Source organism: Tissierella sp. (assembly GCF_032104385.1).
Lineage (GTDB): Bacteria > Bacillota > Clostridia > Tissierellales > Tissierellaceae > Tissierella.
In genome coordinates this window covers 1-15,475 of record NZ_DAMCHJ010000006.1, presented here as the reverse complement: position 1 = coordinate 15,475, position 15,475 = coordinate 1, and the positions used below count along the sequence as shown (strand labels likewise).

The 15,475-nt window shown below is 33.3% G+C and carries 13 protein-coding genes; all 13 read right to left on the bottom strand.

All coding sequences use genetic code 11. The annotated features are described in order from the left end of the window. Window positions 1-744 (bottom strand): triose-phosphate isomerase, encoded by a 744-nt coding sequence (gene tpiA / locus RT714_RS07580; RefSeq protein ID WP_313756974.1) that lies wholly within the window; start codon window positions 742-744, stop codon window positions 1-3. Between the two features lie 11 nt (window positions 745-755). Beyond that, entirely contained in the window at window positions 756-1,949 is a 1,194-nt protein-coding gene (locus RT714_RS07575; RefSeq protein WP_313756973.1) for a phosphoglycerate kinase, read from the bottom strand. Between the two features lie 88 nt (window positions 1,950-2,037). Next, a complete protein-coding gene (gene gap / locus RT714_RS07570; RefSeq protein WP_313756972.1) occupies window positions 2,038-3,042 on the bottom strand; it encodes a type I glyceraldehyde-3-phosphate dehydrogenase in 1,005 nt (334 codons plus the stop codon). Window positions 3,043-3,089: 47 nt separating this feature from the next. Next, a complete protein-coding gene (locus tag RT714_RS07565) occupies window positions 3,090-4,124 on the bottom strand; it encodes a sugar-binding domain-containing protein (RefSeq protein ID WP_313756971.1) in 1,035 nt (344 codons plus the stop codon). Between the two features lie 165 nt (window positions 4,125-4,289). Next, window positions 4,290-5,666 carry an RNA polymerase factor sigma-54 gene (rpoN, locus tag RT714_RS07560; protein ID WP_313756970.1) on the bottom strand — a complete coding sequence of 459 codons (1,377 nt, stop codon included), beginning with the start codon at window positions 5,664-5,666 and terminating at the stop codon, window positions 4,290-4,292. Window positions 5,667-5,813: 147 nt separating this feature from the next. Continuing rightward, the gene (locus tag RT714_RS07555; protein ID WP_313756969.1) at window positions 5,814-6,779 is read right to left on the bottom strand and encodes an ABC transporter permease; all 966 of its coding nucleotides are present in this window, start codon (window positions 6,777-6,779) and stop codon (window positions 5,814-5,816) included. Further along, a complete protein-coding gene (locus tag RT714_RS07550; RefSeq protein ID WP_313756968.1) occupies window positions 6,779-7,951 on the bottom strand; it encodes an ABC transporter permease in 1,173 nt (390 codons plus the stop codon). The genes RT714_RS07555 and RT714_RS07550 overlap by 1 nt, the downstream gene beginning before the upstream one ends. Continuing rightward, on the bottom strand, window positions 7,941-9,467 hold the full coding sequence (locus tag RT714_RS07545; protein ID WP_399326386.1) for an ABC transporter ATP-binding protein: 1,527 nt from the start codon (window positions 9,465-9,467) through the stop codon (window positions 7,941-7,943). Before RT714_RS07545 ends, RT714_RS07550 begins: the two co-directional genes overlap by 11 nt. 174 nt (window positions 9,468-9,641) lie before the next feature. Continuing rightward, the gene (locus tag RT714_RS07540) at window positions 9,642-10,835 is read right to left on the bottom strand and encodes a BMP family ABC transporter substrate-binding protein (RefSeq protein ID WP_313756966.1); all 1,194 of its coding nucleotides are present in this window, start codon (window positions 10,833-10,835) and stop codon (window positions 9,642-9,644) included. A gap of 145 nt (window positions 10,836-10,980) precedes the next feature. Next, complete coding sequence (grdD, locus tag RT714_RS07535; RefSeq protein ID WP_313756965.1) at window positions 10,981-12,168, bottom strand: glycine/sarcosine/betaine reductase complex component C subunit alpha; 1,188 nt, start codon at window positions 12,166-12,168, stop codon at window positions 10,981-10,983. 10 nt (window positions 12,169-12,178) lie between these two features. Further along, window positions 12,179-13,717, bottom strand: coding sequence for a glycine/sarcosine/betaine reductase complex component C subunit beta (gene grdC, locus RT714_RS07530; RefSeq protein ID WP_313756964.1), 1,539 nt, complete (start codon window positions 13,715-13,717; stop codon window positions 12,179-12,181). A gap of 109 nt (window positions 13,718-13,826) precedes the next feature. Continuing rightward, a complete protein-coding gene (grdB, locus tag RT714_RS07525; RefSeq protein WP_313756963.1) occupies window positions 13,827-15,143 on the bottom strand; it encodes a glycine reductase complex selenoprotein B in 1,317 nt (438 codons plus the stop codon). A gap of 48 nt (window positions 15,144-15,191) precedes the next feature. Then, on the bottom strand, window positions 15,192-15,475 hold a 284-nt coding region (gene grdA, locus RT714_RS07520), incomplete at its 5' end, for a glycine/sarcosine/betaine reductase complex selenoprotein A (RefSeq protein WP_313756962.1).

The window sequence follows — 15,475 nt, the reverse complement described above, 5'->3', positions numbered from 1 at the left end:
TTAAAAATTTATTAAATCAACAAAATCTTGAGCCTTTAGACTAGCTCCTCCTACTAATGCACCGTCTATTTCAGATTTATCCATTAATTCCTTTATATTACTTGGCTTTACAGAACCGCCATATTGTATTCTAATTATATTTTTCTTTTCACCATATTTATTTCCTATTGTTTCTCGTATGAATCCTAGCATATCATTAGCATCATCTGATGAAGCAGTTTTACCTGTACCTATAGCCCAAATTGGCTCATAGGCAATTACTATATGATCCAGGTCTTTTTCTTCTATTCCTTCAAAAGCTTTTAGAACTTGGTTTTTCACTATATCTTTTTCAATATTTGCTTCTCTTTCTTCTAAAGTTTCCCCTACACAAACTATTGGTTTAATATCATGAAAAATAGCAGCTTTTATTTTTTTATTTACAGTAATATCTGTTTCATTAAAATATTGACGCCTTTCAGAATGCCCAATTATTACATAGTCAATACCTATGTCCTTTAACATCTTAGGAGAAACTTCACCTGTAAAAGCTCCATTTTCTTCCCAATGCATGTTTTGAGCACCTAGCTTTATATTAGTATTCTCTATAGCTTTTTTTATTTCTGAAAGACAAATAAAAGGTACACAAATTACAGCTTCAACATCTTCACTTAATTTACAAGATTTAATTTCCTCTACTAATTGTAACCCTTCATTTATTGTATTATTCATTTTCCAATTACCTGCGATTATAGGAGTTCGCATATCCATCCCCCTTATCTTTCTGATATTGACTCAATTCCTGGCAGGATTTTTCCTTCTAGTAGTTCTAAGGAAGCTCCACCACCTGTAGAAATATGAATCATTTTATCTGCATAACCTGATTTTTCAACTGCTGAAGCGGAATCCCCGCCACCTACTATAGTTATACCATCTGATTCTGCCATAGCCTTTGCAATGGCATATGTTCCCTTTGCAAAGTTTTCCATCTCAAATACTCCCATAGGTCCATTCCATACTATAGTTTTTGCTTCTTTAATTATATTTGAAAATAGTTTTATAGATTCTTCGCCTATATCTAGTCCCATCATATCATTTGGTATATCCTCTATCTTAACAGCCTTAAATTCCGTATCATTTTTAAATTCTCTTGCAACTACTACATCTACTGGTAATAATAACCTCACATTATTATCTTTTGCCTTTTGTAATAGTTCCTTTGCTAAATCAATCTTATCTTCTTCTAATAAGGATTTTCCTATTTCATATCCTTGTGCCTTTAGGAAAGTATAAGCCATACCGCCACCTACTATTATGGTATCTACTTTATTTATAAGGTTTTCTATTACACCTATTTTATCAGATACCTTCGCACCGCCTAATATGGCTATAAAAGGTCTTTCAGGCGATTCTAAAGCCTTGCCCATAATAGATATCTCTTTCTCTACTAAAAATCCTACGGCAGATGGTAGATAAGTAGATACACCTACATTAGATGCATGTGCTCTATGAGAAGTACCAAAAGCATCATTTACATACAGCTCTCCTAAGGATGCTAAGTCCTTTGCAAAATTTTCCTCATTCTTTTCTTCTTCTTTTCTAAATCTTGTGTTTTCAAGTAGTAGAATATCTCCATCTTTCATAGCATCTACTTGTTTTTTTACCATATCAGATACAACAAAATCATCTTGTGCAAATATAACTTTTTTATTTAACAATTCCCTTAGTCTCTTTGCTACTGGTTCTAATGTATGTTTTTTATTTGGTTCTCCCTTTGGTCTGCCTAAATGTGACATAAGTATTACCTTTGCACCTTTTTCAACTAAATAATTTATAGTTGGCAGTGACGATTTTATCCTTATATCATCTGTAATTCTACCCTCTTCATCCATAGGTACATTAAAGTCACATCTAACCAGTACCTTTTTACCTGCAAAATCTAAATCTTTTAATGATTTTTTATTTAGCATTCTAACTCCCCCATCACCAATATTTGTATAATAACTTCACTTTTTGGTGCCTGGCACCAAAAAGTGAAGTTATTTAAATAATCTTAATTTATTTGTTAGCTACTAATTTTGCAAGATCTACTACTCTTTCAGAATATCCCCACTCATTGTCATACCATGAAACCACTTTAACCATATTGTCAATAACCATAGTTGACAATCCATCTACTATTGATGAATGAGGATCTGCAATATAATCTGAGGATACTAATGGTTCTTCAGAGTAACCTAATATTCCTTTTAATTCACCTTCGCTAGCTTCTTTTAATGCTTGATTAATCTCTTCTGCTGTAGCTTGTTTTTCTACTTCAAATACTACGTCTACCATAGAAACTGTAGGTACTGGAACTCTTACTGAGAAACCATTTAACTTTCCTTTTAATTCTGGAAGTACTAATGCTACAGCCTTTGCTGCTCCTGTTGTTGTAGGAACAATATTTTGTCCTGCTGTTCTTGCACGTCTAAGGTCTTTATGTCTTTTATCTAGAATTTGTTGATCGTTTGTATAAGCATGGATTGTAGTCATTAAACCTTTCTTAATACCGAACTTATCTAATATTACCTTAGCCACTGGTGCTAAGCAGTTAGTTGTACACGAAGCATTTGAAATAATATGATGATTAGCTGGATCATATTTTTCTTCATTTACTCCTAATACTATTGTAATGTCTTCATCCTTAGCAGGTGCAGTTATGATTACTTTCTTAGCTCCTGCTTCAATATGTTTAGATAAGCCTGCTCTATCTTTAAATGCTCCTGTAGAGTCAATTACCAACTCAGCACCTAGTTCTTTCCAAGGGATTTCAGCTGGGTCCCTATGAGCCACTACCTTAATTTTTTTGCCATTTATAACAAATCCATCTTCTGCTACTTCTATTGTGCCATTGAATTTTCCATACATAGTATCATATTTAAATAAATGAGCTAAATCTTCTAAATTACCTGATGCATTTAATGCTACTATTTCAAATTCATCTACACCATTTTCTGCATAAGCTCTTAATACATCTCTACCAATTCTACCAAATCCACTTAATCCAACCTTCATTACCATAAAAAACTCCTCCTATTTATTTATATTTTTATTCTTTTATATATTAGCTACTTTGTAGCTTTATTTACAATCTCAAGTATTTTTCTTGCTGCAGATTCATCCGTTATTAAAGTCATATTCTTATTTAAAGTAGATACTGAAAGTATGGCCTCTGCTTTTTCTTCTCCTCCGGCAACTCCAATAACACTATTTAATGATTTGAATTTCTCAAGGGATAATCCAATAGTTTTAAACTCCCAAATCTCTTTACCTTCAATATCAAAGTAATGTCCTAATGCTTCTGACACTGCCCCATAATTGATTAACTCCTCTATTCTTTCCTCCGATAAATTTCTTCTTTTTGCCATAGTATCTGCTCTGCCAATTCCAAATATAAGAGTATTCATATTATTGAGCAGTTCTACTGACTCTCTGATCTCTTCATTCTTTAACATAAGTTCTAAAGCCTTTTCTTCCAATCCATCTGGTACATATAATAGTCTATAAGAGCCTCCCAATTGTTGTCCAAGTTTTGCTGCTATGGAATTAGACTGAGTTTCTACCTCACGTCCTAGACCACCTCTTGCAGGTATAACTACTATATCTCTAGTTTTATTATCAGGTGTGATTTCATCAGCTACAACTGCCATTGTACTTCCACCAGTTATCCCTATTATATCTTTAGGATTAATATTATCTTTTAATGCCTTAGATGTAATCTTCCCCATATCCTTTAGTACCATATTATTTTGTGCAGAATCTCCAGGAACTATAATCATTTTCTTTATTCCTAATAATTTTTGTAATTTTTCCTCCAGTTTCGGAATACCCTTTAAATTACTATAAATTGAATGAAGGTTTATTAAAGCTTTCTTTCCATCTTCGGTAATATACATACCCATTAAATCTACATTTAATAACCCTTGATTTTTTAGGATTCCTACTTCATCCCTTATAGTCCTTTCTTTAAAACCTAGTTCTCCTGATAAAGCTCTTCTGCCTATTGGTTGATTATAGGAAATAGATCTTAGAATAAGATATCTCTTTTCAATTATCTCAATTATTTCTGGAGTTATTTTTTTCAATAATTCTAGTACTTCCATCAAATCACCTCTTAATAGGAAATATCACCTCGTGATTGGACGTTTTATGTCCCGGATACGTATTATTTGTCCCGCTATTTTTAAAGAAATGGCAGAATACAAATTCTACCACTTATAGTATACATTATCTTAATTTTTTATGCAATATTAAAATAAATTTCCATATTAATATCTTCTTCTCATTGAAGATGAAGGTATACAAAGCTCATCTCTATATTTTGCAACAGTTCTTCTTGAAATATTTATACCTTGCATTTTCAATAATTCTGATATTTTTTGATCACTATATGGCTTCTTAGGGTCTTCATTATCTATAATATCTTTTAATTTTACCTTAATACTTGTTGAAGATACATCACCTTCATCCCCTAGTATTCCTGATGAAAAGAAATACTTTAGTTCAAATAATCCTCTAGGAGTCTGTACATATTTACCATTTGTTGCTCTAGATATAGTTGATTCATGCATATCTATGTCATCTGCTATATCCTTTAAAGTTAAAGGTTTTAAAGCTATTTCACCTTCAATAAAGAAATTCTTTTGAAATTTTAATATAGATTCTATTACTCTTTTAATCGTATTTCTTCTTTGTTCTATACTTCTAATAATCCACATTGCAGAGTTAAACTTTTCATTTAAGAAATCAATAGTTTTTTTATCTCCACCTGATTTCATTAATCCTTTGTAATAATTGTTTATATTAAGCCTAGGTCCAGTAACATCATTTAATATAACAACAAATTCTCCATCTATTAATTGAATTTCAGCATCAGGAATAATATATCTTATATCTTCTGAATCACTTCTAAAGGAGCTGCCTGGCTTAGGCTCCAATCTTTTTATATAGTCACAGGCTTCTTGGACTTCTTTTAAATCAAGATTTAATTCTTTGGAAATTTTTTGTATTCTATTATATCCAAGATCTTCTAGATAATCTTCAATTATTGTAATAATATAGTGATTAGCATCCATTTTATTTTTTACTTGAATTGATAGACATTCTTTCAAATTCCTAGCTCCCACTCCTATTGGTTCAAATGTTTGTATAATATCCAATATTATTTCTACTTCTTCTTTTCCACATTTCATAAACTTTGAAATTTCTTCTGTGGAAGTACTCAAATATCCATTTTCATCAATATTTTGTATAATATTTTCTCCAATTTTATATTCTTTGTTTTCCAATGGAATAAATCTTAGTTGTGACATTAGATGCTCTTTTAATGTAGGTTCATAGGATACAAACGCTTCATAATTATATTCCTTTATATTTTTATCTACTTGAGGTCTATAACTAATATCGTCATATTTTTCAAAATATTCTTTCCAGTCTATATCGTTATCATTTGCATATTTATCCAAGTTATCAAATTCCTCTGAGGAACTTAATGATTCAAGCATTGGATTTTCTTCCATCTCATTAGCTATATATTCTTTTAATTCTAGACTATTGAATTGAAGCAGTTCTATTGCTTGTCTTAATTCTGGTGTCATTATCAATTTTTGTGATTGTTCAAGGGTTAAGTCATAACTAAGTCTCATCCAGCTCAATCCTCCAGATATTATTTGTATAATTATATTATATCAGAAAATTAACAAAGTACAAAAACAAAAAAGACAAGGAATTTTTATAAACCTTGTCTTTTCTAATATTTTAATTCTCAATTCTATATTTTAAATTAAAATTTCCTATCTTTGGGATTTATCATATGGTATACCTTCTGCCTTTGGTGCTCTTGATTTTTTTGATGTAAATGCAAGAACTACCATTGTAGCTATATAAGGTAACATTTTATAATATGTTTGATTAATTCCTAAATTGGCTAGGAAAGGTATTAATGAAACTGAATATGCCAAAGTCCTTAAAAATGCAAAGAACATAGCTGCAAAAAAAATCTTAATTGGTTTCCATTGTCCAAAAATCATTACTGCTAAAGCTAAAAATCCAAATCCCGCTACTCCAGTATGTCCATTTACATTTCCATCCATAACTCCTACAGAGTAAAAAAATCCTCCGATTCCACCTAATATGCCAGAAATACTAGTACCTGCATATCTCATTCTATGAACATTTATACCTACAGAATCAGCAGCATGGGGATGTTCACCACAAGCTCTAAGTCGTAGACCAAATTTTGTCTTATAGAATATAATAATTGCTATTATAAGAAATACAAAGCTAATCATAACTGTCAGATAAGTTTTCTGGAAGAACATATCTCCTAACACTGGAATCTTTCCTAAAACAGGTATTTCTTTAATATAAAAGTTCATATTTGTAGTAATACCATCACTGATGAAAAACATCTTTGCAAATAATAATATTACAGCCGGAATAAGCATATTAAGTGAAGTACCTGTTATAACTTGGTCTGCCTTCATAGTAACTGCTGCAAAGGATAATAACAGTGAATAAATTAAACCTGCAACTGCAGCGACTAACATTCCTAGAAGTAAAACAGTTTGTGGATTCATACCTGAATTCTGGACAAAGTAAACAAATAATGCCCCGAAAAATGCTCCAAAGAGCATAATCCCTTCAAGTGCAATATTTACTACTCCACCTATTTCACTAAACATTCCACCTAGGGCTACAAGAAGTAGTGGCATTGCTACAGGTAGCATATTTTGAATTAAATAATATACAGTAGCCATTATTCTGCCCCCTCCCCTCTATCATCAGAGACCTTATCTATATTCACTTGTTTTAGATCTTTCCCATGATTTATATGAATGTTTTTAAATCTTCTCTTAATAAACTTAGCTATTGCAGAGTTCATTATCATTGCAAAAGCTGAGAAATAAATAATAACAGCTATAACCACATCTATTATTTCCGGTTTAAATCCTACAAGACTTGCCAGTGTACCACCACGCTGTATATGAGAAATAAAGATTGATGAGAAAATTATCCCTATTGGATGGGAACTTCCTAGAAGTGCAACAGCTATACCATTAAAACCATTGGCAGCAATAATATTAATAGGTTCATAGGTCATGCTACTTCCTGCAATAGCTGATGGTGCAAGTATTGCAAAAGCTCCGCCTAATCCTGAAAGTCCTCCAGCTATTATCATAGTAATAACTATATTTGTTTTACCTCTCATTCCAGCATATTCACTAGCATATTTATTAAATCCTGTAGCCTTTAATTCATAACCAAAGGTAGTCTTTTGAAGCACAATATATATAACTATTCCAATAATTATTGCTAGAATAATTCCAACATTTACATTTGAGCCAGTAATCCCCAGAGATGGAAGCTGTACTTCCGCTGGTAAATAGTTGGTTCTAGTCATATTGGATACATACATTACTGAACTGCCTTGAATTAACATATCAACAAGATACATACCTATATAATTAAACATTATAGAGGTAATAACTTCATTAACATTCATAAATGCTTTAAAAACACCAGGTATAAACCCCCAAATCATACCTCCGACCATTCCAGCCAGAACAGCTACAATCCAATGTATACTGCTTGGTAATTCCCACATAAATCCTACATATAGTGCAAAGAACATTCCCATTGTATATTGACCAGAAGCTCCTATGTTAAATAATCCCATTTTAAATGCAAACCCTACAGCCAAGCCTGTCATAAGTATTGGAGTTGCAAAATAAAATACATCTCCAATACGGCTAAATCCTCCTAAGACAACATATCTAAATCCTGCTGATGCATTTTCTGGTGATGCAACAAGCATTACTAAGAATCCAAAAAATAGTCCAAGGATAATAGCCATCAATGCTGATGAAAATGAGGCAAACCCAATATTGTGTATTATATTTTTTAAATTAGTCCTTTTATTATCCTGCATCGTTAATCTCCTTTACGATATCACGTTTTGCGCCTGACATGTAAAGTCCAAGCTCCTGAACAGTTGTTGTCTTGGGGTTAAGTTCTCCAACTATTTCTCCTTCATACATTACTAAAATTCTATCAGGTACATTCATAACTTCTTCTAGCTCTAATGATACAAGTAATACAGCTTTACCTGCGTCACGCCTTGCAACAAGCTGTTTGTGTACATATTCTATAGCACCTACATCTAAACCTCTTGTTGGCTGCACCGCTACTAAAAGTTCATGTTCCTTGTCGATTTCTCTTGCTATAATTGCCTTCTGCTGATTCCCACCAGACATACTCCTCACTACAGTTATTGGTCCTTGGCCAGATCTGATATCATATTTTTCTATAAGTTTTTTAGAATACTTCCTTACTGCATCAAATTTGATAAATCCTCTTTTTTGAAATTCAGGCTGCCAGTATCTTTGAAGTACAAGATTTTCCTCTAATTTATAATCTAATACAAGACCATGTTTATGCCTATCCTCCGGAATATGACTCATACCAGATATGGAACGCTGTCTAACAGATGTCTTAGTTATATCTTTCCCCTTTAAAGTAATAGTTCCTGAACTAGGTCTATCAAGTCCTGTAAGTGCATTTACAAATTCCGTTTGTCCATTTCCATCAATTCCAGCAATACATACTATTTCTCCTGCCTTAATATTAAAGGATATATTTTTTACTGCATTATTTTTATGAGTTTTTGATGGTACAGTAATATTCTTAACTGATAGAACTATTTCTCCAGCATCCATCTTTTTCTTATCTACCTTAAAACTAATGTCACGTCCTACCATCATTCTAGAAAGCTCTTCCTTATTAGTATCTTTAATATCAACAGTTCCAATGTATTTTCCTTTTCGAAGAACTGTACATCTATCTGCAACCTCCATTATCTCATTAAGTTTATGAGTTATAAATAGAATTGATTTCCCTTCCTCAGCAAATCCCTTCATTATTTGTAAAAGTTCTTTAATTTCCTGTGGAGTTAAAACAGCTGTAGGTTCGTCAAAAATTAAAATCTCATTATCCCTATATAGCATCTTTAAGATTTCAACCCTCTGCTGCATACCTACTGTAATATCTTCAATAAACGCATCTGGATCAACCATTAACCCATACTTCTTACTAAGTTCCATAACTTTTTTTCTAGCTTCTTTTTTTTCAAGAAAGCCCATCTTATTAGGTTCAACACCAAGAATAATATTTTCAAGGACTGTAAAAATTTCAACTAATTTAAAATGTTGATGAACCATTCCAATCCCTAATGCATTAGCATCATTAGGATTGTTAATTTTAACAACCTTACCATTTTTTCTTATCTCACCCTTTTCAGGTTGATAAAGACCGAAGAGTACACTCATAAGAGTAGATTTTCCTGCCCCATTTTCTCCTAAAAGTGCATGTATTTCTCCTTTTCTTAATCTTAGGGTAATATTGTCGTTAGCAATAATACCCGGGAATTCTTTTGTAATATTAAGCATTTCAACAATATAATTTTCCACTTTAACTTCTTCCTATCAATTATATTTTTTACTTCCTGAAACATTCATAAATACTGTCTATAAAATGAGATAGAAAATGAGGGAAATTTTTAGTCTTCCCCCATTTTTATATGTTTTTACTTGCAATAGCCCATATGGCTAATATTCCTATTACTATCTTGTAGTAACTGTAACTTTCTTTAGATTTAGAGCAGAAGTAAGTTCATCAGCAGTTGCATATCCTGTTTCAGCTGCAACTGGAATTTCACGTTTTACTGTAACACTTCCATCTACTAATTTTGCAAATACTTTTTCATACTCTTCCTTGCTAAAGGATTCAAATCTATCAAATGCATCTGCATTTGCATCACCAATTACTGTAGTTGGAAGTCCAACTCCATCATTAGCAGCATTGAAATATACTGTTTGACCGCCAAATTTTTCCCAATCATTTGTCTTATAAATAGACTCAAGAACAGATATTACTGAAGCTGCAAGACCTTTTGTAGCTGATGTTATTACAGTTTCACTATCATATCTTTGATCAACGTCAACACCTATAACCTTTGCACCAGCCTCATTAGCTGCTGACATAACAGATTTACCTACTGCACCACCACATGCAAATATTACTTGTGTACCTTCTTGATACATTGTTTTTGCAGTTGCTTTATTAGTATCATTTTCTTCAAAATTTCCAGTATAATGATACATAGATTTTATTGCACCATCATCAATACCCAATTCTTTTGCAGCATCTTCAGCACCTTGAAGATATCCATATCCAAAAGCTTGAACAGCAGGAACTGCCATACCGCCCATGAATCCAAGATTAGTCATTCCATCCATAACTGCAGCGTAACCTGCTAGATAGCCTGATTGTTCCTCTGAATACAATATACTTGCAACATTTTCTTTAGTTTCAAATGTCTTATAATCTGCTGTATGAGGTGTTCCATCAAGAAGAATAAACTTAACATCTGGATATTTTGTTTGTGCTTCGTAAACTGGAACCTCGAATAAAAATCCAGGTGTTACAATTACCTTAGCTCCACCTGTAACTGCTAAATCAATAGCTGCTAAATAACCAGCATCTGAAGCTTCTTCTGGTTTAATATAAGTATGTGAAATTCCTTCTGCTTTTGCAAAAGCAATTACACCTTCCCAAGATCCTTGATTAAATGACTTGTCATCAATATTACCCTTATCTGTAATAAGCGCAATTTCATGGCCTTTACTTGATTTTCCTTCATTACTTGAATTGTTTGAATCAACTGCATCTGGAGTAGTAGCATCTTGTTTACCACATCCAACTACACTCATCATTACCAACATTATTGCCAAAGCAATGGTTAGTATTTTTTTCATTTTTTACCCCCCTAATTAATTCATTTAATTACTACTATTGAGATAATTATAACCTTTTCCAGCCAAAATTACAACTATTATGTCAATAAAGCCTTTGTTAAAAACCTACAATTAAAAAGCTCCAAGTTTCCTTGGAGCTTCTGTATTAGCATGGATCAGATTCGCCTACATTATAACCAGCTTTTGCTAATGCTTTAAGAGCTTCGTTTAACTTAGCTTCATTAACCATTACTATTGGTCCTGTACAACCCATTCCTGACTCAGCATAGATACCTGCTTTCCATAAAGCTTGAACAGCATCTTCTAGTTCCATAATATCTATACCACTAATAGTACCAGTTACTGTTTCAGCTGGTGGTGCTTCTACAACTTCTTCTTCCTTAGCTTCAGCTTTTTTAGTATCCTTTGTAAGTCCTTTTAAAATATCTTTAAGTCCAGCCTTATTAGCCTTCTCAAATTCTTCCTTAGCTATTTTACTTGCATTTCCTCTTACTAATGATGCAGCATAACCTATTGCATTAGCTACCACTGGAGTACCTGATGCTCTTGAAAGAATAAGAATTGTTCTATCATAGTCTTCCCCAATACCAGGTCCATATCCGAAACCTTGTGCTTCGTAAGATCCACCTGTTACAAATGATGAAAAGACTTTCATTAAAAGATTCCCTGTTAAAGTATCAGTTATCATTATATCAGGTGTACCTGTTAAAAGGTCATTACCTCTCATTACTGATCCACCGTCTGCTCTTCCTGACTCTGTAAAATTAACTGGATATCCTTTACTATTTAACTCTTTAAATGCTCTCTCTACTTGTCTTGCACCATCTACGTTTAAAATACCTACTGTTGGATTTTTAATTCCCATAGCCTTTGCAGCTATAATACCATAGATACCATTCTTAACCATAGCTTCAACTCTATGTGGTGATGATGTTCCAGTAGTTGTAGCTAAGAACATTTCTCGGCCTCTACCTGGAGTTACTACTCTACCGACAGTGGAAACTCCTATTGGGAAATTATAGTGCATAGTAACACATGCTCCTATTTCACCACTGTCAAGTAATTCTTCCATTTTTTTATGTTGAGCATCTTCACCTTCAACATTATATTGAGTAAGATTTGATTCAACCTTTGGTCCAATTAATACTACTTCAATACTATTATCTCTAGCTTGAGCCATCTCGGCACCTTTAACTATATTATCAATGCCTAGTTCTGAACCTGCTACTGTAATACCTACTCTTACCTTTTCACCAAATTGTCCAGTCTCCATGGCATCAGCGATATCGTTAAATACCTTACCGATCATGCTTTTTATATTATTATCTGACATATTATCACCTCTAATCTTGAAGTAGATGAGAAGCAAAATCTCTCATAGCTTCTGCTACAAGTGTTCTAACTTCCTCTTGTGATACACCTTTACCGTCATCTAACTTTCCAGTATTTTTTTCCATAACTATTGAGGTACCATCGAATAGGTTAGTCATTCTACCTAAGAATAAGCTTCCCTTTCCTACTACCATTGCTCTATTTATTTCACCTGCTAACATAGCCTCTCTAGCAAATCCTATATATGGCGCTCCTGAAGGAATATGTCCTTGAGTTGGTGCCCATCCTTCCATACCATGCTTTTCAATAAATGCATCTATACCAGCTCTTTCTACTTCGCCTCTTTTAACTCCTAAAGCTGCTATCATCTTATAGTTAGCTACTGGAACATCTCCTGCTCCTGCTGGCTTTGTAACATCTGGATTTTGCATTTCTACTGAGTATTTATCAATGTCAGTTATTTTTAATCCAGCCTTGTCAAGTGGTGCTGTAACTAATGAAGTAATTACTGCCTGTGGTGATGAACCAGTACCTACAGTATGTCTACCAACTAAATCAGTTCTAAGAACTGGATTTATTCCATCATTTTCTGATACCACAACTGCAAATCCACCTATAACGTCTTCTAAAATAGGCATACCTTTCTTAACATGGTCTTTACCATTCATACCTAATTTAGCTGTACAACCACCTGCAACAACCATAACATTTTTGTAAGTTCCTGCCTGAACTAAAGAAGCTGCTGATACCATAGAGTGAGCAGGAGCAGCACAGAACCCTCTTAAGTCTGAACCTGTAGCATTTACAAGTCCTGCCATTTCAGCAACTGCTTTAGCAAAGTTACCGCCGCCTCTTTGGTTCATATCTCCACAAGCTTCTTCTGAGCATTCTATTACATATTCAATGTCTTCTGGATTTATATCATTTTTAGCTAATGCATGTAATGCTGCTAATACTCCTGATGCTTTTGTAACTAGATTTTCAAACATAACATGAGCTGTTAAGTTAACATCTACGTCATGAGCTCTCTTTACACAACCTACTACTTTTTTATCATTATATAGTGGTTCTGCATGTTGCTCATTAATGAACTTTTCAATATCTGCTAATTCTGCACCTTCTTTTAGCTTTGCAACAAGTTCATCTTTAATTAATGGATGAGCTTCTAATTTTGGTTTGATTTCTGCTGTAAATTCTTTAGATAATAACACAAGATCAAATGCGTCTACTATTTTGATTAGACCTATAAATTCATCTTGTGGCATTATTTCACCATATTTACCATCTCTCTTTGCATCTTTAACATCTTTATCATACCATGGTTGTTCAACTTTCTTAAGCTCCTCTGGCTTATGATTTCCAATATATACTTGATTTGGTAAATAGTTAACTGCTTCTTCAAAACTACGTATATGATTTGGTAACTCCTTCAAATACTCTGACTCTGGATGTAATATTCTTTCTGTTGTTTGAGTTGTACCATTGTGAATGATCATATCTGGTGCTTGTATCAATACATAAGATGCTCCTTTTACTACTGAATAATTCATATGTCCACCTCCATAAATTTTGGTATGTAATTGTAAATTTCTTTTTTAAAAGCTTTGCTTATAAAAGGGTGATAAGAAAAATCACCCTTTTATAAGTTTTATTAATTAATTATTTTTTAACATCAAATACAGTTTGTTCTGTTACTTCAGTTGATAAAGCTTCTAATGCTCTTTCAACTAATTTTCTTCTAAGAGCTTTCTCTTCCTTAGGTTCTAATTTTGGATCTCCTAATGGGTGAGGAATAGCTATAGCTGGAACTATTCTATTAGCTCCTACTGTTAGTGATATTGGAACTACTGTACATATATGAACTACTGGAATGCCAGCACGCTCAACTTCTTTTACCATTGTTGCACCGCAACGTGTACAAGTGCCTCAGGTAGAAGTTAAGATAACTGCGTCTACTCCATCTCTTTTCATTTCTGCACTAAATTCTTCTGAGAATTTTTTAGAACTTGCTACAGCTGTACCATTACCTACAGTTGAATAATAATATCTGTGTAGTTTTCCAATCTTACCTTCTTTTTCCATGTCACGTAAAACGTCAACTGGAATAACTCTATCTGCGTCTATATTAGCATACACTGGGTCATGACCACCATGTGCTGTTTCCCATTCGCCTTCTTTTAGATCATCAACGCCTTCAATATCATATTTACCATATTTTTGAGCTGATGATGACTCTATATGATCAGGGTTGCCATGTGGAACAATACCGCCAGATGTTACTATAGCTATTGTAGCCTTAGATAAGTCTTTTACAGCTGGATTAGGATCTACTCTATCAAAGTTTGGCATTGGGAATTCAGTAACGAATTCTTCACCTGCAAGTTTCTTTATAAGCATATCAACAGCTCTTTCAGAACCTCTTTTATCAGTAAAGTAATTCTTTCTAATACCTCTTGGTAAATAGCCTTCTTCTTCTGGAGAACCTATTTCTTCACCTCTAACTAATTTAAGTGCTAGAGGAACCATTTTCTTAACTGCATCTCTCATTCCAGCAGCTGAGTTCTTTGTAGAAATAACATAAACTGATTTCTTGAACATATCAGCACCTGGGTTTTCTATATACATACCAGTTAAAGCTGGTATACCTAATTCATTTTGAACTGCTTCTGTTATAGTACCTGCTGCAACACCATATCTACCTGCATTAAATGCTGGTCCAGCAATAAATAGATCTGGATTATATTTTTTAACCATTTCTAATACTTCTTTTTTAGCTTCTTCTAAGTTTTCACCAAAATAACTGTCCCCACAAATAATTGTAGCTACGATTTCAGCTTCACCTTTGAATCCTGCTTGAAGAGCTAGACCTGGCCCTAATACTTCTTCTCTCACCTCTGGTCTATGGTCAGCTTTTTCTTCCCCACCTATACCAGCGAAGAATTGGTTGATATAATGAACAACTTTAATTTTCCCCATTTGTTTCCCTCCTCTCGTATATTTCGTATCGGGATTTTTTATTATTTATTAAAATTTTGTAAATTCATCTCTCATTGCTTTAACTTCTTCAATAATTGCATCAACATCTAGAACCATTTCCATCATACCAATTTGCTCATCATATACATCAGCATCTACTGATTCTTTGAATTCTGGTTCTACTGAGTGATATACTTTAAGTCCCAACGGAACTCCTGCTAATGGACCTGCGAAAGTTGGGTCTCCTGCTGTAACTGTTTCAGCTGCTAATCCTGCTGATTCAGCTTCTGCACCACCGATTAATACTAGCATATTTTCTGCACCGTATTTTT

Coding starts and splice junctions, on each gene's coding strand:
- tpiA (WP_313756974.1), bottom strand. CDS start 744: ATGCGAACTCCTATAATCGCAGGTAATTGGAAAATGAATAATACAATA.
- RT714_RS07575 (WP_313756973.1), bottom strand. CDS start 1,949: ATGCTAAATAAAAAATCATTAAAAGATTTAGATTTTGCAGGTAAAAAG.
- gap (WP_313756972.1), bottom strand. CDS start 3,042: ATGGTAATGAAGGTTGGATTAAGTGGATTTGGTAGAATTGGTAGAGAT.
- RT714_RS07565 (WP_313756971.1), bottom strand. CDS start 4,124: ATGGAAGTACTAGAATTATTGAAAAAAATAACTCCAGAAATAATTGAG.
- rpoN (WP_313756970.1), bottom strand. CDS start 5,666: ATGAGACTTAGTTATGACTTAACCCTTGAACAATCACAAAAATTGATA.
- RT714_RS07555 (WP_313756969.1), bottom strand. CDS start 6,779: ATGGCTACTGTATATTATTTAATTCAAAATATGCTACCTGTAGCAATG.
- RT714_RS07550 (WP_313756968.1), bottom strand. CDS start 7,951: ATGCAGGATAATAAAAGGACTAATTTAAAAAATATAATACACAATATT.
- RT714_RS07545 (WP_399326386.1), bottom strand. CDS start 9,467: ATGCTTAATATTACAAAAGAATTCCCGGGTATTATTGCTAACGACAAT.
- RT714_RS07540 (WP_313756966.1), bottom strand. CDS start 10,835: ATGAAAAAAATACTAACCATTGCTTTGGCAATAATGTTGGTAATGATG.
- grdD (WP_313756965.1), bottom strand. CDS start 12,168: ATGTCAGATAATAATATAAAAAGCATGATCGGTAAGGTATTTAACGAT.
- grdC (WP_313756964.1), bottom strand. CDS start 13,717: ATGAATTATTCAGTAGTAAAAGGAGCATCTTATGTATTGATACAAGCA.